Source organism: Pseudomonas cimarronensis (genome assembly GCF_049331905.1).
Classification (GTDB): Bacteria; Pseudomonadota; Gammaproteobacteria; order Pseudomonadales; family Pseudomonadaceae; genus Aquipseudomonas.
This window is the reverse complement of sequence record NZ_CP186283.1, coordinates 2,012,297-2,034,633: the sequence shown is the minus strand read 5'-3', so window position 1 is coordinate 2,034,633 and position 22,337 is coordinate 2,012,297. Positions and strand designations below refer to the sequence as shown.

Sequence of the window (22,337 nt, the reverse complement as noted above, 5' to 3'; positions counted from 1 at the left end):
TTCATACGTCCGTTGCCGAGAACAACGCCTGCAGAATCTCGCCCATATGAGTCTCCGTAAGATCCGGGCTCATGGGTAGACTCATCACGCATGTGGCCTTCTCTTCTGCTACAGCTACCGCCCCATGCACCCGACAACTTTCTTGGTATGCCGGCTGCAGATGGAGCGGCACTGGATAATGCACCGCCGTCGGGACACCCAGCGCTTTCAGCTTTTCCTGCACCTGTTCGCGGTTCTCGACGAAAACCGTGTATTGCGCAAAAACACTGGTTCGGTCGGGCCGCTGCGCTACCACTGATACCTTGCCGGCCAGCAACTCGTTGTAGCACGCCCCTATTTTGAGGCGCTGCTCGACCTCCCAATCAAAACGCTCAAGTTTGGCGAGGACGACTGCACACTGAAGGGTATCCATACGTCCACCCACACCAATGCGAGTATGAACGTAACGCTTCTCTTGACCGTGAACACGAATCTCGCGCATAGCCTTGGCCAAGTTGTCGTCGCTGGTGAAGATGGCACCGCCATCGCCATAGCAACCCAGCGGCTTACTTGGGAAAAAGCTAGTGCAACCGATAGAAGACAGGTTGCAGCTCTTACGGCCTTTGTACTCAGCACCAAAGCTTTGAGCGGCATCTTCGATCACCACTAGCCCATGCTTGTCAGCAATGGCATTAATTGCGTCCATATCGGCCGGCTGACCATAGAGGCTAACTGGCATGATCACTCGGGTCTTCGGCGTGATCGCAGCCTCGATTAGGCTGGAATTTATATTGCAGGTATCGGGTTCGATATCGACAAAAACTGGCACAGCTCCGAGAATGGCGATCACTTCTGCTGTAGCAATGAAAGTGAACGGGGTTGTGATGATCTCGTCACCCGGCTTAATACCCAGCGCCATCAGCGAGATAAGCAGTGCCTCTGTACCGCTGGCGACAGTGATACAGTGCTTAGCGCCTGTGTACGCGGCGAGTTTACCCTCGAGCTCAACAACTTCCGGTCCCATAATGTACTGGCCATGCTCAAGCACTTCATGTATACGTGCGTCAATTGATGACTTCAAAGCTTGGTACTGGGCCTTAAGATCGATAAACTGGATCACTTTCGAATCTCCAAACTTCGCAAAATTTCTAGCAATCGCTTATCACCAGCGAGCTCCACATAATCAAGGACTGTGAGTCCATGCATGTCGCACCGATCAATATCTGCCCCGAACCTTATCAGCAAACTCAAAAGCGGAGGAAGCGCATCCACCTTATTAACAAACTGTGACTTTGCATACATAAAAACCGTAGTACCTTTAAATCCGCAAGCATTAACATTCGCCCCCTTGGAGAGCAAATATTCAACGATATCAATATGACCGTTAAAGGAAGAAATTATTAGTGGCGTCCAGCCCTCTGGCGTCACCGACTCCAATAGCTCCGGGCAAACCTCAACAACATCAAGAACACTCCTTAAGTCACCAACCACACAAGCTTTAAATAACTTCTGCCTCTCTCTAATATGATATTGTCTAGCACGCCATGCAGGGTAAGCATTCAGCGCATCGAATTTCTGCTCCGATGTAAGCGGAGAATTTTTAAATGGCCTATTGAGCGGCACGACCTTTAACTCATCAAAATCTAAAATATCAATCAAGCGGCGCAAAGCTTTTATTTGAAGCTGATAGTTATTAAACTGAACAATCTCTGGCGTATCAGTCAGGCCGACATCCAGAGACTCAAAAAAAACTAAGCCCCCAGCATCAACACGCTCATCAATTAAATGAACAGTAACACCCATCTCAACATTTTTAATAACTGAATAGTAAAAAGCGTCTAGACCCGAAGTCTGAGGAATCAATCCCGGATGAAAATTCACAATTCCTTTAGGGAATATTTTTATTACATCGCCAGGAATTATTCGTGCACCTGCAATTAAACCAAGCTCAAAATCAAAGCATTTTCGAAGCTCTTCTATTTTATAACAATCCTCATGTTCAACAGAAAAGTATGGTACGCCCAAATAACGACAAAGCTCTTCTGCTGAAATAGGGGGTGCCATTCCAATAGAGCAATCAAAGTATTTCCGTCGATCAACATTGAGCTCCTTTCTAGGCGCTGCAATCACACAGAAATTTTTACCGCGCCTAACAGCCAACTCAATAATGAAATCATGACTTTTCCTATGCGGAAAATCATATACAAATAAAGCAATCTTATGAGCCATATAAAAACCCATTAACCTCTCAGGCGCACAAGAAAGGGGTGACCTTCACCATCCTGGGCGCGACAGGGTGTCAGACTACGAATAGTCTCCACGGTTTCTACACAGTGCCTTGCGTCCTCAATGCCGTAACCCTTGCCATCCAGAATGGCTTGGTAGCTGACGGTGTGCAGGTCGGCGAAGCCTTCGGAGAATTCGATCTCAGCGCCGTCACAGGTAATCGAACGATAGGTCGGCTTCTTGCCTTTAACCGATTCTGGCAAGTCATTGGCATCGATGGAAAGAAACCAGCGCACCCGTGCACGCTCATACTCCAAATAGCCTGCGGCCTTAGACTCGCTGACAAAGTGCACGACGTTACGCTGCAGCTTGCCGAAGATAAAGTGCAGCATGTCGTAGAAGTGCACACCAATATTGGTCGCCACGCCAAAGGATTTGCGCGGGTCGCCCTTCCAGCTTTCCATGTACCACTTGCCACGGCTGGTGATGTAGGTCAGCTCGACTTCGTGCTTGTGGTCCTGATTGCCAGCCTGAACCTGCTCTTTCAGATCGATGATCGCTTGGTGGTGACGCAACTGCAGAATGTTCCAGAGGCGTCGGCCGGTTTCCCTCTCGGTGAGTAGCAGGTCATCCAGCATTGCAGCGCTTGGTACCAGGGGCTTTTCGCAAATCACATCGCAGCCCAAACGCAGGCCGGCGGTAATATGTGGGTGGTGCAAGTAATTGGGAGAGCAGATCGAAACGATGTCAAGTGCAGTTGCCGGATCGCGCTTCAGGCTCCAGGCATAGTCGTAAAAACGCTCAAACTCGGTAAAAAACTCGCTCTGCGGCGACAGGCTGTCGATGATACCGACTGAGTCATTGATGTCGTAAGCACAGACCAACTCGTTGCCAGTGTCCTTGATGGCACGCATGTGGCGAGGGGCAATGTAACCAGCAGCGCCAATCAGAGCGAATTTTTTCATGGGTATTCCTTGTGTCGCATAAATACTCGGCAGATTTCTAATAGAACCTGCCGGACAATTTTATTGGGAATATCGTGATCAGGCTTTTATGATGTGGGGAGCCGGAACCCGATATTTACCACGACTATCAACAACCAGCTTGGCGTGTTGCTTGATCAGTTCATAGTCGAACTTATCGTGGTCGGTAGCCAAAACCACAGCATCAAAACTGGCGAGACTTTCGGCATTCAAGGCCAGGCTGCTCAGTTCGAAGTGGTGCTCGCGCATCTTAGGAAAAACTGGTACATGGGGGTCGCTGTAGGCAACGATGCCACCCTTGGCCTCGATCAACTCCATAATTTCTACTGAAGGTGACTCGCGCATATCGTCAACGTTCTTCTTGTAGGCAATGCCAAGCACAAGCACTTTGCTGCCCTTCACCGCTTTACCGCTATTATTCAGGCCACCCATCAATTTGTTCAGCACATATTCGGGCATGGCTTGGTTGACCTCACCGGACAGTTCGATAAAACGCGTGTGCAGGCCGTACTCGCGGGCTTTCCAGGTCAGATAGAAGGGATCGATAGGAATACAGTGGCCACCTAGACCTGGGCCAGGGTAATAGGCTGTGAAGCCAAACGGCTTGGTCGCGGCAGCGTCGACCACCTCAAAAATATCGATACCCATGCGGTCAGCAACGATCTTCATCTCGTTGACCAGACCGATATTGACGGCGCGATGGATGTTTTCCAATAACTTGGTCATTTCAGCCGCTTTAGTTGAGCTGACCGATACTACTTGGTCGATCGCCTGCTCGTAGAGAGCAATACCCACTTCCAAACATGCCGGGGTGTGACCGCCTATAACTTTCGGGATGGTACGGGTCTCGAAGTTTGGGTTACCCGGATCTTCACGCTCAGGCGAATAGACTAGGAAGATCGACTCGCCGACAACCAAGCCACCTTCCTGGACCCTCGACAGCAACTCTTCTTCTGTCGTGCCTGGGTAGGTAGTGCTTTCTAGCGAAACGATCTGACCAGCACGCAAATAGGGTTTGAGTGCATTGGTAGTGTCGATCACAAAGCTCATATCCGGCTCGCGATATTTATTCAATGGCGTCGGCACGCAGAGAATCAGAGCATCACACTCACTAATACGGCGGAAATCGGTAGTGGCTTCGAAGCCACTTTGGCAGGCAGCCGAGATTTTCTCGGCGGGGATATGTTCGATATAGCTCTGACCAGCGTTGAGCTTGCTCACCTTGCTTTCATCAATGTCTATGCCCAGCACACGGAAGCCAATAGCGTTATAGCGCAACATCAAGGGTAGGCCGACATAGCCAAGCCCGATGATACCTACGAGGGCTTCTTTATCTTTGAACTTATTAATGCTGGACTGCTTTTGCTGAGACATTAAAAAACTCCGGTATATCTAACTTAAATTCACAATTTTAATATATTTTCAGAAACTCATGAAGCGCGCGCACCCACCTGAGACTTTCAGCCCTACTAAAAACTAGACTTTGGCTGCACGCCTTACAAGCACCAGGCGAATAAGCGCGGCAAAAAAACCCAGCACCCCACCTAGTAAAATACCTAAAACCAAGACAAGTGCTTTTTTAGGCTTAATAGGCTGATCTGGGACCTCTATATCACCGTCCTGCCGAAAGACTGCAACCTTATCGGGATCAATACTTACACTCGTGAGCACCTGATACTTAGCTTCTAACTCACGTAGTTCTGGAACAAAAGGATCATCGGATGGCCGTTCAAGCAAAACTTGCATTTCCGCACGCAGAGCCCTAGTTCCACGCATGTACATTAGACTGCCGTCCATGAATGCGGAAAGCTCACTTTCATTTGAAACCCGCCCTGTAATCACAGGAGGATTGTCCAAACCTATTGCCTCTGCAACCGCCAATGCCTCTTGTAATTGAACAACTCGATCATCTCGTCGAGTCTTGGCACCAACCCGCTCAGACTTGATCCGCTGCTCAATATTGCGCGCCTGCACAGCAAGTTCGCGCTCCGCGTTTTCAAGCATTTCAGTCAGTGACCGCTCAGCCACCTGATCGATAAACTCTTTTGCCCAAGCTGAAGCCAATTGGGGCGAATGATAGTTGAAAGCAACTGAAAACCGTTGCGGCTGGTTTTTATCAGGTACATTGATACTCAACTTGTTATTGAAATCCCTATAAAGGCTATCTCGAGACCTAGAACTCTGCACCTCATCCAGAGACGGCAAATAGACCTCACGAAAAAAATCACGCCGAGATCTATCAGACTGGAGGTTTCTGACAAAAATCGCATAAACATCCTTTACCAAAAATGGTTTTAAGCCATTACCTCTTGCGTTATCACCCATTCGACCCTGGTTGAAACTGGCAATATCACTGAGAGCAGGCGGCTGTACAGCAATTCGCGCCTCATAAACCGGCGTACTAAAAAATGCATATATAGCCGCACCTATGGCGCACAATATGGAGACCAGAATAATAAGCCACTTTTGTGCCCACAGGCCATAAAAAAGCTCCAGCAGATCAATTTCATCGCCGTATCGTGGGACGATAGCTTGGCGGTTGCCTGGAGTTTGCATGTCACTCATTAAATTACGACCTCGAAATTATAAATAATTCAGGTATAACTGCACTAAGTCCTTACTTCTCAAGACATCGCAACATTAGTGCACCTTTAGTTACCCCTTCGCCTAGGGCACACCCCGTGTACAATCCACACTTGTGACTGCCATTGGCCGCATACCGGTAACAAGTCTAAAAAGCCCTTTTTGATCTGAATGAGCCGAATAGCCGTCTATGGTATGCACTTGAGCGCGTATGGCATAGCACTTCTCGTCCATTTCCACATACCCGCCTTTGCGTGCAAACCGCAGTATCTGCCGACCAGCAGCACCTTTAGCCTGATAACCCACAAACAATACGCCAGGCCGATCATCCCCAAGCATGGCTTTGAGATAGTTGACGATACGGCTACTGGAACACATAGCGTTACCAGCGACACGGTTGCAGGCTGAGCAGCTTGAGCCAGGCGACTGACCGTGGCTAGGCGCGAGCAATGATCATCGACAGTAATCAAATTACGAAACGCTAAAGGACTGCACCCTCTTTTGGCCCACGACAGGGCTTCGCCCCCCCCCCCCCCCCCCCCAGAAAAAACCCAGCACCCGGTAAACCTGAGTGAAAGGACTGGCCAATGGCGAGTCGAGGATGATGGAGAGGTGGTCGAGCTGGGGCTGTTTTTGCCCCCCCCTAACTCTCGCCCCAGGCATCATGCTTCGCCCTACCTCCTGCACTCCTGCACTCCTGCACTCCTGCACTCCTGCAGTCATTTTCCCAAGGGGACGGGGACGCAACTTCGCGGTGTTTTTCCGATAGATGATATCTTCCACCTCGTTGATGCACTCATGGAGAAAGTAGATGGCTAACCGCCCCGCCCCAGCTTTGCCCCCTACCGAGTTTTTTGCCCGCTGGAATAAGCCGCAACCAACCAACTGCTGGCGTTATCCATAAGCAGTCGATGGCAAGAGCCGGCCGCGCCATGATGAAAGATACGGGGGAAATCCATCGGCTAATCCATTAACTCAGGGGAGGTACATCCATGACCAAACGGCATACATTGATACGAGATAGGCTGCAACTGATCCGACAGCCCAGAAGGGCGGCGTTATGCCATGATAAAAAGATGAAGCCAGTCTCAGTAGGCGGAAAAGCAACGCTAGGGAAATGACGATTTCAAGAAAAAAGTTCCGCTCCGGCAGCAGCTTAGGCCCGGTTATTCATCTTCATTCACCCGGTCGCGCAACTCTTTCCCAGGCTTAAAGTGCGGCACAAACTTGCCATCTAGCCGAACCGAGTCACCAGTCTTCGGGTTACGCCCAACGCGTGGCGCACGGTAATGCAGCGAGAAGCTGCCAAAACCACGAATCTCAATCCGGTCGCCTGTCGACAATGCCTGAGACATCTGCTCCAGCATGGTCTTGATCGCCAACTCAACATCCTTCGACGAGAGCTGCCCCTGATGGGTAACGATGCGCTCGATCAACTCCGACTTGGTCATGGTTTTCCCTTCTTTTTCAAGCGGCTAGATCACTAGATAGGAAGGTTTTAGCATGCCTTGCAGATTTTGAACAGCCTATAAAACAACACCTTAGCGCTTTTCAGGGCATAAGAAATTACCTGGATCAATTTATGACGTCGCGCAGCAACAGCCCCGAAGGGGCGGCTGCCATGGATGGCAAACACAAAAAAGGGCGACCGAAGTCGCCCTTTTTCAGGTGAAGCAGGGATTAGCCCTGATTCTCCATTTGCGCACGGATCAGATCACCGATGGTGGTCGGACCAGCAGTTTCAACTTCCTGCTTACGCATTTCTTTGATGGCTTCTTTTTCGTCTTCAACGTCTTTCGACTTGACCGACAAGCTGATTACGCGGCTCTTACGGTCAACGCTGATGATCTTGGCTTCTACCTCTTCGCCTTCTTTCAGCACGTTACGCGCGTCTTCAACGCGGTCACGGCTGATTTCGGAGGCTTTCAGAGTCGCTTCGATGCCATCAGCCAGAGTGATGATTGCACCCTTGGCGTCAACTTCTTTCACAGTACCGCGAACGATAGTGCCTTTGTCGTTGACTGCAACGTAGTCGGAGAACGGATCTTCTTCCAGCTGCTTGATGCCGAGGGAAATGCGCTCACGCTCCGGATCAACGGAGAGGATAACGGTTTCCAGCTCGTCGCCTTTCTTGAAGCGGCGTACAGCTTCTTCGCCTACTTCGTTCCAGGAGATGTCGGACAGGTGAACGAGGCCGTCGATGCCGCCATCCAGACCAATGAAGATACCGAAATCGGTGATCGACTTGATGGTGCCGGAGATTTTGTCGCCCTTGTTGAACTGACCGGAGAAATCTTCCCACGGGTTAGTTTTGCACTGCTTGATACCCAGGGAGATACGACGACGCTCTTCGTCGATATCCAGAACCATAACTTCCACTTCGTCGCCGACGTTAACGACTTTCGACGGGTGGATGTTTTTGTTGGTCCAATCCATTTCGGATACGTGCACCAGGCCTTCCACGCCTTCTTCCAGCTCTGCGAAGCAGCCGTAATCGGTCAGGTTGGTTACGCGCGCAGTAACACGGGTGTCCTGCGGGTAACGCGCCTTGATGGCAACCCATGGATCTTCGCCCAGCTGCTTGAGGCCGAGGGAAACACGGTTGCGCTCGCGATCGTACTTGAGGATCTTGACGTCGATTTCATCGCCAACGTTGACGATTTCCGACGGATGCTTGATGCGCTTCCAAGCCATGTCGGTGATGTGCAGCAGGCCGTCGACGCCACCCAGATCCACGAACGCGCCGTAGTCGGTGAGGTTTTTGACGATACCTTTGACTTGCTGACCTTCCTGCAGGGATTCCAGCAGAGCTTCGCGCTCGGCGCTGTTCTCGGCTTCCAGAACGCTGCGGCGGGAAACGACAACGTTGTTGCGCTTCTGGTCCAGCTTGATGACTTTGAATTCGAGCTCTTTGCCTTCCAGGTGGGTGGTATCACGCACCGGACGGACATCGACCAAGGAACCTGGGAGGAACGCACGGATGCCGTTAACGTCGACAGTGAAGCCGCCCTTAACCTTACCGTTGATAACGCCCGTAACCACTTCCTCAGCGGCGAAAGCTGCTTCCAGAACGATCCAGCACTCAGCACGTTTGGCTTTTTCGCGGGACAGCTTGGTTTCACCAAAGCCATCTTCAACCGCGTCCAGGGCAACGTGAACTTCGTCACCGACCTTGATGGTCAGCTCGCCAGCGTCGTTGTGGAACTGCTCAAGCGGGATGAGGCCTTCAGACTTCAAACCAGCGTGAACGGTTACCCAACCAGCTTGGTAATCGATGTCGACGATGATAGCGGTGATGATCGAGCCAGCCTGAAGGTTCAGGGTTTTTAGGCTTTCTTCAAACAGTTCAGCAAAGCTTTCGCTCATTTTAATTCCTGTTGATTCAGGGCAGGGAATCCGCCCAAACCACACTCCAGACAATGTGGGTACGTTCATATAAAAAGAGGCAAACGGGATTGAGACTGGACTCCCGTACGCCCCCTTGCGAGCCGGTCAGCTTAAGCAGCTGTGACTCTTATCATCCGGCGAGATCGCGATTGGCGACTTCACTCAGAATTCGTTCAAGCACTTGTTCGATGGAGAGTTCAGTGGAATCCAACTGGATCGCATCGACTGCCGGCTTGAGCGGCGCCACTGCACGCTGGGTATCGCGCTCATCGCGCGCCTGAATCTCATCAAGAAGACTCGCGAGATTAACATCATCGCCCTTGGCCTTCAACTGCAAGTAGCGGCGACGGGCGCGCTCCTCGGCGCTGGCGGTGAGAAAAATCTTCAGCGGCGCATCGGGAAATACCACGGTACCCATATCGCGACCATCGGCGACCAGGCCCGGCATCTCCTGAAACGCCTGCTGACGCTGCAGCAGTGCTTCACGCACGGCAGACAGCGAGGCGACCTGCGAAGCACCGGCACCGACCTGCTCATTGCGGATCAGATCAGTGACCTCTTCACCTTCAAGAATGATGCGCTGACCATGGCCATCACCGGCAGCAATGAATTGCACATCCAGATGAGCGGCGAGCAGCTTCATCGCTTCTTCGTTGGTCAGATCGACGCCGTGGTTACCGGCAGCAAAGGCCAGCAAACGATACAGCGCCCCCGAATCCAGCAGATTCCAGCCCAGCTGCTTGGCCAGCAAGCCGGCAATAGTGCCCTTGCCCGAGCCACTCGGCCCGTCGATGGTGATAACCGGAGCGACGATCATGCCTTGCCCTCCTCGGCCACGCGGATGCCGACCTGAGCCGACAAGGCAAGAAAATTAGGGAACGAGGTGGCGACGTTGGCGCAATCATGGATACGGATCGGCGCAGTGGCGCGCAGCGAGGCCACGCTAAAGGACATAGCAATACGGTGATCGCCATGGGCCCAGACTTCGCCACCACCGATGCTGCCGCCTTCGATAATGATGCCATCCGGCGTTGGCTCAGCCTTGACGCCCAGCGCGATCAGACCGTCGGCCATTACCTGAATCCGATCGGACTCCTTGACCCGCAGCTCTTCGGCGCCACGTAACACGGTGCGCCCTTCAGCCACGGAAGCCGCGACAAACAGCACCGGGAATTCGTCGATAGCCAGCGGCACCAGGTCTTCCGGAATATCGATGCCTTTCAGCTTGGCGCTGCGCACGCGGATATCGGCCACTATTTCACCGCCCACTTCACGCTGGTTTTCCAGGGTGATGTCGCCGCCCATCAGCTTAAGGATGTCGATGACGCCGGTGCGGGTCGGGTTGATGCCGACGTGTTCCAGCACCAGCTCTGAATCTTCGGCAATGCTGCCGGCGACCAGGAAGAATGCCGCCGAGGAAATATCCGCCGGCACTTCAATATGCGTGGCGGTCAGTTTGTGCCCCGACTCGACGCTGGCCGTGCTGCCATCCACCGTTACGGGGTAACCAAAGCCACGCAACATACGCTCAGTGTGGTCACGGGTTGGCGCCGGCTCGGTCACCGAGGTACGACCTGCGGCGTAAAGACCCGCCAGCAGCAGGCAGGATTTAACCTGAGCGCTGGCCATGGGCATTTCGTAGTCCATGCCAGTCAGGCGCTGGCCACCCTTGATCATCAATGGCGGACGACCTTCCGGACCGGTTTCGATCACTGCGCCCATTTCGCGCAGCGGCTTGGCCACGCGATTCATCGGCCGCTTGGACAGCGAGGGATCACCGGTCAGCGTGGTGTCGAATGGCTGCGCTGCCAACAGCCCAGAAAGCAGACGCATCGACGTACCGGAGTTGCCCATATACAGGGGACCCACGGGCGCCTTCAGACCATGCAGACCGACCCCATGCACGGTAACACGGCCGTGATGCGGGCCTTCGATGACCACACCCATATCGCGAAACGCCTGAATGGTCGCCAGGGCATCTTCACCCTCCAGAAAGCCTTCAACATGCGTGGTGCCTTCGGCCAGCGAGCCGAGCATGATCGAGCGGTGGGAGATGGACTTGTCGCCCGGAACGCGAATACGCCCGGAGAGTTTGCCGCCAGGGTTAGCCAGAAAAACCAGATCGTTCGAGTGCATAGCGTCCACATAGGCCCTGCGGGCCAGAATTTTGCCGAAATGCTCACGGGCCACGCGGGCGCGAGTGAAAACGCCCAGCAATTGATGCCCATCCCCTGCGTCAACCGCGTCGCGCAAGGCGTCGAGGTCGTCGCGAAATACGTCCAGCGTGCGTAGCACCGCCTCGCGGTTGGCGAGGAAGATGTCATGCCACATGACCGGATCACTGCCGGCAATCCGCGTGAAGTCACGGAAACCACCAGCGGCGTAACGAAAGATCTCCAGGTTCTCACTGCGTTTGGCCAGTGAGTCGACCAGGGTAAAGGCCAGCAAGTGCGGCAGATGGCTGGTCGCAGCCAGTACCTGGTCGTGATGCTCGACCTCCATATGCTCGACATCCGCACCCAGCTCACGCCACAGCGCGTCGACCAGTTCCAGGGCAGGCTCGTCGCTCTGCTCGCAGGGCGTGAGGATGACCTTGTGGCGGCGGAACAGCTGCGCATTGGAAGCCTCTACCCCGCTCTGCTCGGAACCGGCAATCGGGTGCCCAGGCACGAAGCGCACCGCTTTGCCGGTAAACGCCAGGCGAGTGGCGCGCACCACGTTGCCTTTGGCGCTGCCCACGTCAGTGAGCACCGCCGCACCCAGATCAAGCTTGGCCAGTTCAGCCAGCAGCTTCTCCATGGCCAGGATAGGCACCGCCAGCTGGATCACATCAGCCCCCTGACAAGCGGCTGCCAAGTCGGACTCACAACGATCAACCACCCCCAGTTCAACTGCCAGGCGGCGCGACTCTGGGTCCAGATCGACACCAATTACTTCGCGAAACAGGCCGCGCTCGCGCAAGCCTTTGGCGAAGGAGCCGCCAATCAGACCCAGGCCAATAACCACCAGGCGGCCGAGCTTAGGGGCAACAGATTGCACCTGAGTGACAGCAGACTTGACCTCACTCACGCGCTCAGCACCTTGGCCAGGGCCTCGAGGAAGCGCGCATTTTCAGCCGGCAAACCAATCGATACGCGTAAGAAGTTCGGCATACCGTAACCGGCCACCGGGCGCACGATCACCCCGGCACGCAGCAGCGCCTGATTGATCGCTGCGGTATCACGGCCAAAATCCACGGCAATAAAGTTGCCTTTCGACGGAATCCAGCTCAGGCCCAGCTCGCGCAGGCCGGCTTCCAGCTGCGCCATGCCAGCATCATTGAGCTGACGGCTTTGCGCCAGGTAATCGGTATCATCCAGCGCCGCGCAGGCGGCGGCCAGGGCCAGGCTGTTAACGTTGAATGGCTGGCGCACACGGTTCAGCACATCGGCGATCTGTGCCGAGCTGAGCGCATAACCGACGCGCAGCGCCGCCAGGCCATAGGCCTTGGAGAAGGTGCGCGAAACCAGCAGGTTGTCGTAACGCGCCAAGTACTTGAGGCCATCCGGCAGCTCATCACCTTCGGCGAATTCGATATAAGCCTCATCCAGCACCACCAGTACATTGCTGGGCACGCGCGCGAGAAAACGCTCCAGCGCGTCGGGGCCGAACCAGGTGCCGGTCGGGTTGTTCGGGTTGGCGACAAACACCACCCGGGTGTTGGCGTCGATAGCCGCCAGCATGGCTTCCAGGTCGTGACCGTAGTCATTGGCCGGCACCACTTTGCCTTGGGCACCTACGGCCTGGGTCGAGATGGGGTAAACGGCAAAGGCGTACTGGCTGAACACCGCATTCAGGCCAGGGGCCAGATAGGCGCGCGCCACCAGATCGAGAATGTCGTTGGAACCATTACCCAGGGTGACCTGATTGATCTGCACGCCGCAACGCTCAGCCAGACGGCTTTTCAGCTCGAAGCCATTGCCATCGGGATAACGGGTCAGCTCGGGAAGCGCCATGCGAATCGCTTCCAGCGCCCGAGGACTTGGGCCCAGCGGGTTCTCGTTGCTTGCCAGCTTGACGATGCTGGCCGGGTCCAGGTCCAGCTCACGGGCCAGCTCATCCACCGGCTTGCCCGGCACATAGGGCGACAGCTGCTGTACGCCTGGCTGAGCCAGGGCGAGGAAATCGGTCATAGCAATGCCTCACGCTTAAAGCCGCAAGCCCCAAGTACAGCCCGGCGTCGATGCGCGTGTAGCTTGAGACCTGAGGCGTGCCGCAGCAGTTTTAAAGTACCGCTTTGGGGTAGGAGCCCAGCACCTTGAGCGCCACGGCTTCCTGATTGATTTTTTCCAGCACGTCCTTGATCAGCGGGTCGCGGTGGTGGCCGACGAAGTCGATAAAGAACACGTAGGTCCACTTGCCGCTGCGCGACGGGCGGGTTTCGATACGGGTCAGGTCGATACCGTTGTTGTGGAACGGCACCAGCAGCTCATGCAGCGCACCCGGCTTGTTGCTGACGGAGATAATCACCGAGGTCTTGTCATCGCCGGTGGGCGGCACTTCCTGATTGCCGATGATCAGAAAGCGCGTGGAGTTGTCCGGGCGATCCTCGATCTTTTCCGCCAGCTTGGTCAGGCCGTACAGATTAGCCGCCATGTCGCCGGCGATGGCCGCACTATTCCACTCGCTCTTCACGCGTTTGGCTGCATCGGCGTTGCTCGACACCGCCACGCGCTCGACATTCGGGTAATGCGCGTCCAGCCACTTGCGGCACTGCGCCAGGGACTGAGCGTGGGAGTAGATACGGGTGATCTTGTCGGTCTTGGTGGTTTCACCCACCAGCAGGTGGTGGTGAATGCGCAGCTCGACCTCGCCACAGATGACCATGTCATGTTCGAGGAAGCTGTCGAGGGTGTGGTTGACCGCGCCCTCGGTGGAATTTTCCACCGGCACCACGCCAAAGTTCACCGCACCGGCAGCCACTTCACGGAACACTTCGTCGATGGCCGCCATCGGCTGGCTGATCACTGCGTGACCGAAATGCTTCATCGCCGCAGCCTGGGTAAAGGTGCCCTCAGGGCCGAGGTAAGCGACCTTGAGCGGATTTTCCAGGGCCAGACAGGAAGACATGATCTCACGGAACAGCCGCGCCATTTCCTCATTGCCCAGCGGCCCCTGGTTGCGCTCCATGATGCGCTTGAGCACCTGGGCTTCACGTTCAGGGCGATAGAACACCGGGGACTCGCCTTCCTTGAGTTCCTTCATCTTCACCCGCGCCACTTCCTCGGCGCAGCGGGCACGGTCGCTGATCAACTCAAGGATGCGTTCATCGAGGTTGTCGATGCGCAGGCGCAGGGCCTGCAGTTCCTGTTCCGACATGTCAGCCGTGCTCCTTCTCGAACTCGGCCATATAGGCCACCAGCGCTTCGACCGCATCCAGGCCCACAGCGTTATAGATCGAGGCGCGCATGCCGCCAACCGAACGATGGCCCTTGAGGTTGAGCAGGCCACGGGCGTCAGCACCGGCCAGGAAGGCCTTGTCGAGTTTCTCGTCGGCCAGACGGAACGGCACGTTCATCCACGAACGGGCGTTATGAGCAATCGGGTTGCTGTAGAAGTCGCTGGTGTCGATAGCCTTGTACAACAGGTCTTTCTTGGCGCGGTTCTGACGCTCCATGGCGGCCACCCCGCCCTGCTCTTTCAGCCACTCGAACACCAGGCCAGAGAGGTACCAGGAGAAGGTCGCCGGAGTGTTGTACATCGAGCCGTTATCGGCGGCGATCTTGTAATTGAGCATGGTCGGGCAGACGCTACGGGCACGGCCGAGCAGGTCTTCACGAACGATGGTCACCACCAGGCCGCTGGGGCCGATGTTCTTCTGCGCGCCGGCGTAGATCAGGCCGAACTTCGACACGTCGATGGGGCGCGAGAGGATGTCGGAAGACATGTCCGCCACCAGCGGCACGTCACCGACTTCAGGAATCCAGTCGAACTGCAGGCCGCCGATGGTTTCGTTGCTGGCGTAATGCAGGTAGGCTGCGTCTTTCGACAGCTGCCACTCGTTCTGCCCAGGAATGGCGAAGTAGTCATAGGCCTTGGCACTGGCGGCGACATTGATACGGCCGTAGCGACTGGCTTCTTCGATGCTTTTCTTCGACCAGATACCGGTGTCGATGTAATCGGCGACGCCGTCTTCGGGCAGCAGGTTAAGCGGGATTTCGGCGAACTGCTGGCTGGCCCCGCCCTGCAGGAACAGCACCTTGTAGTCCGATGGAATGTCCATCAGATCACGCAGATCCTGTTCGGCCTTTTCCGCGATGGCGGTGTACTCATCGCTGCGGTGGCTCATCTCCATGACCGACAGGCCTTTGCCTTGCCAATCGAGGAGCTCCGCCTGGGCGCGTTGCAGAACAGCTTCAGGAAGCGCGGCCGGGCCGGCGCAGAAGTTAAAGGCTCGCTTGCTCACATCCACTCTCGCTCAAAAATGCTGGGTGGCCAGCTACTACTGCCAGCCGCCAAATCCTACGCTGTCAGGGGCGAGCGCACTCGCCCCGACAATCACTCTTCGCTGATCGGGCTTTCGTCAGCAGCAGCCTCGGGTGCATCGCCTGCATCCTCGACTGCGCCCTCAACACCCTCTTCGCCTTCCAGCAGTTCTTCGTCGTCCGCCGAAGGCTCCTGCACACGCTCAAGGCCGACCAGGGTTTCATCCTTGGCCAGCTTGATCAGGGTCACGCCCTGGGTGTTACGGCCCAGGCTGGAGACTTCGCTGACGCGGGTACGCACCAGGGTACCCTGGTCGGAAATCAGCATGATTTCCTCACCATCCAACACCTGCACCGCGCCGACCAGTTTGCCGTTGCGCTCGTTGCTGACCATGGCGATTACGCCCTGGCCGCCACGCCCGCGACGCGGGAACTCGGCCATCGCCGTGCGTTTGCCATAGCCGCGCTCGGACGCCGTGAGAATCTGCGCGTCACGCTCCGGAATCAGCATGGAGATGATGCTCTGCCCTTCCGGCAGACGCATGCCGCGCACACCGCGAGCGGTACGGCCCATGGTGCGTACGTGTTTTTCCTTGAAGCGGATGACCTTGCCACCATCGGAGAACATCATCACTTCACGGGCACCATCGGTGATGGCAGCCGCGATCAGGGTGTCGCCCTCTTCCAGCTTCAGGGCGATCAGGCCGCTGGTACGCGGACGGCTGAACTGCACCAGCGGGGTCTTCTTCACGGTACCGAAGGCGGTCGCCATAAAGATGTAGGCACCAGTCGGCTCGTCCTGCTCGTCATCGGCCACATCAGCGTCGCTGTCGTCGGCCACTTCGGCCTCGATCACTTCGCCTTCCAGCACTACGCCTTCACCGTCATCCAGCTCTTCGTCGCCAGCGTTCTGTTGCAGGGCTTCCAGGTCGACCTGGAGCATCGCGGTGATGCGCTCGCCTTCGTCCAGTGGCAACAGGTTGACCAGCGGACGACCACGGGCCGCGCGCGAGGCTTCGGGAATTTCGTAAGTTTTCAGCCAGTACACCTTGCCCTTGCTGGAGAACAGCAACAGGGTGGCGTGGCTGTTGGCCACCAGCAGGTGTTCGATGTAGTCCTCGTCCTTGACCCCAGTAGCAGACTTGCCGCGACCACCACGACGCTGCGCCTGGTAGGCGTGCAGCGGCTGGCTCTTGGCATAGCCACCGTGGGAGATGGTCACAACCCGCTCCTCTTCGGTGATCAGGTCGGCCATGGTCAGGTCCATACGCGACGCCACGATTTCCGTGCGACGGGCATCGCCGAACTCGGCCTTGACCGCTTCCAACTCTTCGCGGATCACTTCCATCAGGCGCACGGCGCTGGTGAGGATGCGGATCAGCTCGCCGATCTGGGTGAGGATTTCCTGGTACTCGGCCAGCAGTTTTTCATGCTCAAGACCGGTCAGACGATGCAGACGCAGCTCGAGGATGGCCTGGGCCTGATCCGGCGACAGGTAGTATTTGCCGTCACGCAGGCCGTATTGCGGCTCCAGATCTTCCGGGCGGCAGGAGTCGGCACCGGCACGCTCGACCATCGCCTCAACGGCCGTGGATTCCCAGGCAGTCGAGATCAGCGCCTGCTTGGCTTCAGCCGGGGTCGGCGAGGCCTTGATCAGGGCGATTACCGGGTCGATGTTGGACAGGGCAACGGCCTGGCCTTCAAGGATATGACCGCGCTCGCGGGCTTTGCGCAGCTCGAACACCGTGCGGCGGGTAACCACTTCACGGCGGTGCAGGATAAAGGCTTCGAGCATATCCTTGAGGTTAAGGACTTTCGGCTGACCGTCGATCAGCGCCACCACGTTGATGCCGAACACACTCTGCATCTGGGTCTGGGCGTAGAGGTTGTTGAGCACCACTTCCGGCACTTCACCACGGCGCAGCTCGATCACCACGCGCATACCGTCCTTGTCGGACTCATCGCGCAGCTCGGTGATGCCTTCGAGCTTCTTCTCTTTCACCAGCTCGGCGATCTTCTCGATCAATCGTGCCTTGTTCAGCTGGTACGGCAGCTCGGTGACAACGATCTGCTGGCGACCGCCGGCCTTATCGATGTCTTCAATCTCAGCACGGGCACGCATGTAAATGCGCCCACGACCAGTGCGGTAAGCCTCGATAATGCCGGCACGGCCATTGATGATGCCTGCCGTCGGGAAGTCCGGACCCGGGATGAACTGCATCAGCTCATCGACCGTCAGGTCGCCGTTATCGATCAACGCCAGGCAGCCGTTGATCACTTCCGTGAGGTTGTGCGGCGGGATGTTGGTGGCCATACCCACGGCGATACCGCTGGAACCGTTGACCAGCAGGTTGGGGATCTTGGTCGGCATGACCGCCGGGATCATCTCGGTGCCGTCGTAGTTCGGCACCCAATCCACGGTTTCTTTGTGCAGGTCAGCCAGCAGCTCATGGGCCAGCTTGGTCATGCGCACTTCGGTATAACGCATGGCGGCGGCGTTATCGCCGTCCACCGAACCGAAGTTGCCCTGGCCGTCGACCAGCAGGTAACGCAGGGAGAATGGCTGTGCCATCCGTACGATGGTGTCGTACACCGCCGTATCACCGTGCGGGTGGTACTTACCGATGACGTCACCGACCACACGGGCGGACTTCTTGTATGCCTTGTTCCAGTCATTGCCCAGCTCGCTCATGGCGAACAGCACGCGGCGGTGCACGGGCTTCAAGCCATCACGCGCATCCGGCAGCGCGCGACCGACAATTACGCTCATCGCGTAATCGAGGTAGGACTGCTTGAGTTCGTCTTCAATATTGACCGGGAGGATTTCTTTGGCCAGTTCGCCCATGAGTAGCCTGGTTCCTTTTTCTGGTGAAACTCCACGCCATTCGTCCTGAACGGGGTGGAGCCTGTCGCTGCGCCCCAAGGCTTACAGCGACTCACGACAAATCAATAAGTTATGCCATGTATCTGCGCAGGTAAGAGGCCCACAATGGGCACTCCTGAAAACCGCCGGAGCTTACCACAATCACTGCGGCGCACCTATCCCCAGCACCGGCGCCCCGACTAGGTGCGCCAGTAGGCAGAAAAACTCAATGCAAGCGCTTGCGGCACATCAATTGCGCCATCTTTTCCGCATCCGGACGGTCGACTACGCCCTTTTCAGTGACGATAAAGTCGATCAGGTCAGCCGGGGTTACGTCGAATACCGGATTGAGCGCTTCTACGCCGCGAGCAATCGGCGCCCCACCCAACTCCAGTAACTCACTGGCGGCCCGCTCTTCGAGGATGATGTCATCACCGTGCTCCATGGCCATGTCGATGGTCGAACTCGGGGCCACCACCATAAAGCGCACACCGTGGTGCATGGCATTCACGGCCAACTGGTAGGTACCGATCTTGTTGGCTACGTCGCCGTTGGCCGCAATTCGATCAGCACCAACAATGACCCAGGTGATGCCACGGGTTTTCATCAGGTGCGCGGCGGCCGAGTCGGCATTCACCGTCACCGGGATGCCATCTTCTGCCAGCTCCCAAGCAGTCAAGCGCGAACCCTGCAGCCATGGGCGGGTTTCATCGGCATACACCCGCTCCAGCAAGCCGTCATGGAAAACCGCGCGAATCACCCCGAGGGCGGTGCCGAAGCCACCGGTGGCAAGCGCCCCGGCATTGCAGTGGGTCAGCAGGTTCTGTGCATTGCCCTGGTGTTTGCGAATCAGCTCGGCGCCAAGCTGGGCCATGGTCAGGTTGGCCTCGCGGTCACTCTGGTGAATACCGATGGCTTCGGCTTCGAGCTGAGCAAGCAGGTCATCACCGTCCTTGAGCCGATCCAACCGCTCACGCATGCGATTGAGCGCCCAGAACAGATTGACCGCCGTCGGCCGCGACGCTGCCAGCAGGTCAAAGTCCGCCTGCAAAGCAGCGCGCCAGTCGCCCCCGGCCTGCAACCGGGCGCGCAAGCCCAGCACCACGGCATAGGCGGCAGCGATACCAATGGCCGGCGCGCCACGCACTACCATGCTGCGGATAGCCTCGGCGACATCAGCGACCGAGTGGTAGCTGAGCCAGGTTTGCGCAAAGGGCAGCGCGCGCTGGTCGAGCAGGTGCAGAGCGCCATCACGCCAGTCAATGGCCTTCACCCTCTCTGCCGCTAGCAATTGCTCGCGCATCACACACCTCCGCCGGAAAAAGCCGACCATTATACGCACAGCGCGCCAGCTATCGGGTTAGATCAGGCCATGCAGCTTCAAGCCTAGGGCGTTCCCCTATAAACTCGCCACTTTCTGTCTGCCGGAAGCGCCACCATGCCCCAAGCCCCTCTCGACCTGCTGCTCCTGCCCACCTGGCTGGTCCCGGTCGAACCTGCTGGCGTGGTCCTGCTGGAACATGGCCTGGGTATTCGTGACGGACGTATCGCCCTGATTGCCCCACGCGCCGAAGCCCTCAAACACAACGCTTTGCAAGTGCTCGAGCTACCGGGTCGACTGCTCACACCAGGCCTGGTGAATGCCCACGGGCATGCAGCCATGACCCTGTTCCGCGGCCTGGCCGATGACCTACCCCTGATGACCTGGCTGGAAAAGCACATCTGGCCGGCCGAGGCCAAGTGGGTCAACGAGCAGTTCGTTGAGGATGGCACCGAGCTGGCCATCGCCGAGCAGCTCAAGGGCGGTATCACCTGCTTCTCCGACATGTACTTCTTCCCGGAAACCGCCAGCCGGCTGGTGCACAGCAGCGGCATCCGCGCACAGATCACCATTCCGGTGCTGGATTTCCCGATTCCTGGCGCCCGCGACGCCGACGAAGCCCTGCGCAAGGGTCTGGCGCTGTTCAACGACCTCAAACACCACCCGCGCCTGAGCGTGGCGTTTGGCCCGCATGCGCCCTACACCGTGAGCGACGACAAGCTGGAGAACATCCGAGTGCTCGCCGAGGAGCTGGACGCCGGCATTCATATGCACGTGCACGAAACCGCCTTCGAAGTGCAGCAGAGCCTGGAACAACGCGGCGAGCGGCCGCTAGCCCGCCTGGCGCGCCTCGACCTGCTCGGCCCGCGCTTTCAGGCCGTGCACATGACCCAGATCGATGACGATGACCTGGCCCTGCTGGTCGCCAGCAACAGCAGCGTGATCCACTGCCCGGAATCCAACCTCAAGCTGGCCAGCGGCTTCTGCCCGGTGGAAAAGCTCTGGCAGGCCGGCATCAACGTGGCCGTTGGCACCGATGGCGCAGCGAGCAACAACGACCTCGACCTGCTTGGCGAAACCCGCACCGCCGCCCTGCTGGCCAAAGCCGTCGCCGGCTCGGCCACTGCCCTGGATGCCCACCGCGCACTGCGCATGGCTACCCTCAATGGCGCCCGCGCCCTGGGCCTGGACGAGCAGATCGGCTCACTGGAGTTGGGCAAGGCGGCGGATATCGCCGTATTCAACCTCTCCGGCTTGGCCCAGCAACCGGTCTATGACCCGGTCTCACAGCTGATCTATGCCGGCGGCCGCGCTTGCGTCGAGCACCTCTGGGTGGGCGGCAAACAGCTGCTCGACGGCGGCCAGCTGACCCGCCTGGACGAGCAACGAATCATCGCCAATGCCCAGGCCTGGGGGGCAAAAATTGCCGGCAAATAGCGGTAAACCCAGAAATGTGAGCACTGCGACAAACTGACATACATTGGCCGCATAACAGGCGTCCAATCCACCCGGCGAAACTGGCAACATGAGCACCTTGCGCTCCCATTCTCGCCGCAGCCTGATTCAGGGATTTATATGAGCAACGTCGACCACGCCGAAATCGCCAAATTCGAAGCCCTCGCCCATCGCTGGTGGGACCGCGAAAGCGAATTCAAGCCGCTGCATGACATCAACCCGTTGCGCGTCAACTGGATCGACGAGCGTGTCGGTCTGGCCGGCAAAAAGGTGCTCGACGTCGGCTGCGGCGGCGGCATCCTCAGCGAATCCATGGCCCAGCGCGGCGCCAGCGTTACCGGCATCGACATGGGTGAAGCGCCGCTGGCGGTAGCCCAACTGCACCAGCTGGAGTCGGGTGTCAGCGTTGAGTACCGGCAGATCACCGCCGAAGCCCTGGCCGAGGAAATGCCCGGCCAGTTCGATGTGGTCACCTGCCTGGAAATGCTCGAACACGTACCCGATCCATCCTCGGTCATCCGCGCCTGCTACAAGATGGTCAAACCCGGCGGTCAGGTGTTTTTCTCGACCATCAACCGCAACCCCAAGGCTTACCTGTTCGCCATCATCGGTGCCGAATACCTGATGCGCCTGCTGCCGCGCGGCACCCATGATTTCAAGAAATTCATTCGCCCCTCAGAGCTGGGCGCCTGGAGCCGCGACGCCGGCCTGCAGGTCAAGGACATCATCGGCCTGACCTACAACCCGCTGAGCAAACGCTACAAGCTGGAAGCCGACGTGGACGTCAATTACATGATTCAGACCCTCAAGGAGGCGTAGGGCGTGCCATCCGTTATTTCCCTGCAGCGTTGCTGCCAGAAAACCGGCCAGACTAGGCGTTGGCCGCAGGCAATGGTTGCTCCATTGCCAAGGACAGCAACAACGCATGGCCGATTTTCTGGCGCAACCCGTCGGGCCGGGTCTGTTTTGACGCGATGCTGCGTTTCTCGCCGCTCATTTGGAATAACCAAACTTCACGGCTCGTGCCTGGCCTCGCGCCAAAACATACTCCGGCGCTGCAAGGGAAATAACCAATG

The 22,337-nt window shown here is 57.1% G+C and carries 17 protein-coding genes; 2 read left to right on the top strand and 15 right to left on the bottom strand.

Annotated elements, in window-relative coordinates:
* Position 1: 1 nt before the first annotated feature.
* The 15 genes from ACOCLD_RS09440 to mtnA all read right to left on the bottom strand — a co-directional run bounded on the left by ACOCLD_RS09440 (position 2) and on the right by mtnA (position 19,788).
* Positions 2 to 1,099 (bottom strand): DegT/DnrJ/EryC1/StrS family aminotransferase, encoded by a 1,098-nt coding sequence (locus tag ACOCLD_RS09440; RefSeq protein ID WP_422911693.1) that lies wholly within the window; start codon positions 1,097 to 1,099, stop codon positions 2 to 4.
* Positions 1,096 to 2,208, bottom strand: coding sequence for a formyltransferase family protein (locus tag ACOCLD_RS09435; RefSeq protein WP_422911692.1), 1,113 nt, complete (start codon positions 2,206 to 2,208; stop codon positions 1,096 to 1,098). Before ACOCLD_RS09435 ends, ACOCLD_RS09440 begins: the two co-directional genes overlap by 4 nt.
* Positions 2,209 to 2,219: 11 nt before the next feature.
* Complete coding sequence (locus tag ACOCLD_RS09430) at positions 2,220 to 3,170, bottom strand: Gfo/Idh/MocA family protein (RefSeq protein WP_422911691.1); 951 nt, start codon at positions 3,168 to 3,170, stop codon at positions 2,220 to 2,222.
* 78 nt (positions 3,171 to 3,248) lie between these two features.
* Positions 3,249 to 4,562, bottom strand: a complete 1,314-nt coding sequence (gene wbpA, locus ACOCLD_RS09425; protein ID WP_422911690.1) for a UDP-N-acetyl-D-glucosamine 6-dehydrogenase — start codon at positions 4,560 to 4,562, stop codon at positions 3,249 to 3,251.
* 102 nt (positions 4,563 to 4,664) lie between these two features.
* Complete coding sequence (locus tag ACOCLD_RS09420) at positions 4,665 to 5,753, bottom strand: LPS O-antigen chain length determinant protein WzzB (RefSeq protein ID WP_422911689.1); 1,089 nt, start codon at positions 5,751 to 5,753, stop codon at positions 4,665 to 4,667.
* Positions 5,754 to 5,855: 102 nt separating this feature from the next.
* The gene (locus ACOCLD_RS09415; protein ID WP_422911783.1) at positions 5,856 to 6,110 is read right to left on the bottom strand and encodes an MBL fold metallo-hydrolase RNA specificity domain-containing protein; all 255 of its coding nucleotides are present in this window, start codon (positions 6,108 to 6,110) and stop codon (positions 5,856 to 5,858) included.
* A gap of 827 nt (positions 6,111 to 6,937) precedes the next feature.
* Positions 6,938 to 7,222 carry an integration host factor subunit beta gene (ihfB, locus tag ACOCLD_RS09410; protein WP_090387490.1) on the bottom strand — a complete coding sequence of 95 codons (285 nt, stop codon included), beginning with the start codon at positions 7,220 to 7,222 and terminating at the stop codon, positions 6,938 to 6,940.
* A 229-nt stretch (positions 7,223 to 7,451) separates the two neighbouring features.
* Positions 7,452 to 9,137, bottom strand: coding sequence for a 30S ribosomal protein S1 (gene rpsA / locus ACOCLD_RS09405; protein ID WP_233684234.1), 1,686 nt, complete (start codon positions 9,135 to 9,137; stop codon positions 7,452 to 7,454).
* 151 nt (positions 9,138 to 9,288) lie between these two features.
* Positions 9,289 to 9,975, bottom strand: coding sequence for a (d)CMP kinase (gene cmk, locus ACOCLD_RS09400; RefSeq protein WP_305593735.1), 687 nt, complete (start codon positions 9,973 to 9,975; stop codon positions 9,289 to 9,291).
* The gene (locus ACOCLD_RS09395) at positions 9,972 to 12,227 is read right to left on the bottom strand and encodes a bifunctional prephenate dehydrogenase/3-phosphoshikimate 1-carboxyvinyltransferase (RefSeq protein WP_422911688.1); all 2,256 of its coding nucleotides are present in this window, start codon (positions 12,225 to 12,227) and stop codon (positions 9,972 to 9,974) included. The genes cmk and ACOCLD_RS09395 overlap by 4 nt, the downstream gene beginning before the upstream one ends.
* Complete coding sequence (gene hisC, locus ACOCLD_RS09390) at positions 12,224 to 13,330, bottom strand: histidinol-phosphate transaminase (RefSeq protein WP_422911687.1); 1,107 nt, start codon at positions 13,328 to 13,330, stop codon at positions 12,224 to 12,226. Before hisC ends, ACOCLD_RS09395 begins: the two co-directional genes overlap by 4 nt.
* 91 nt (positions 13,331 to 13,421) lie before the next feature.
* Positions 13,422 to 14,516, bottom strand: a complete 1,095-nt coding sequence (pheA, locus tag ACOCLD_RS09385) for a prephenate dehydratase (protein WP_233684231.1) — start codon at positions 14,514 to 14,516, stop codon at positions 13,422 to 13,424.
* 1 nt (position 14,517) lies between these two features.
* The gene (gene serC / locus ACOCLD_RS09380) at positions 14,518 to 15,603 is read right to left on the bottom strand and encodes a 3-phosphoserine/phosphohydroxythreonine transaminase (protein ID WP_233684230.1); all 1,086 of its coding nucleotides are present in this window, start codon (positions 15,601 to 15,603) and stop codon (positions 14,518 to 14,520) included.
* 92 nt (positions 15,604 to 15,695) lie between these two features.
* Complete coding sequence (gene gyrA / locus ACOCLD_RS09375) at positions 15,696 to 18,467, bottom strand: DNA gyrase subunit A (RefSeq protein WP_422911686.1); 2,772 nt, start codon at positions 18,465 to 18,467, stop codon at positions 15,696 to 15,698.
* Between the two features lie 244 nt (positions 18,468 to 18,711).
* Positions 18,712 to 19,788, bottom strand: a complete 1,077-nt coding sequence (gene mtnA, locus ACOCLD_RS09370; protein ID WP_422911685.1) for an S-methyl-5-thioribose-1-phosphate isomerase — start codon at positions 19,786 to 19,788, stop codon at positions 18,712 to 18,714.
* 135 nt (positions 19,789 to 19,923) lie between these two features.
* Here mtnA and ACOCLD_RS09365 point away from each other — a divergent pair, with 135 nt between their 5' ends.
* Positions 19,924 to 21,243, top strand: a complete 1,320-nt coding sequence (locus ACOCLD_RS09365; protein WP_422911684.1) for a TRZ/ATZ family hydrolase — start codon at positions 19,924 to 19,926, stop codon at positions 21,241 to 21,243.
* 138 nt (positions 21,244 to 21,381) lie between these two features.
* A complete protein-coding gene (ubiG, locus tag ACOCLD_RS09360) occupies positions 21,382 to 22,080 on the top strand; it encodes a bifunctional 2-polyprenyl-6-hydroxyphenol methylase/3-demethylubiquinol 3-O-methyltransferase UbiG (protein WP_233684226.1) in 699 nt (232 codons plus the stop codon).
* The last annotated feature ends 257 nt before the right edge of the window (positions 22,081 to 22,337 follow it).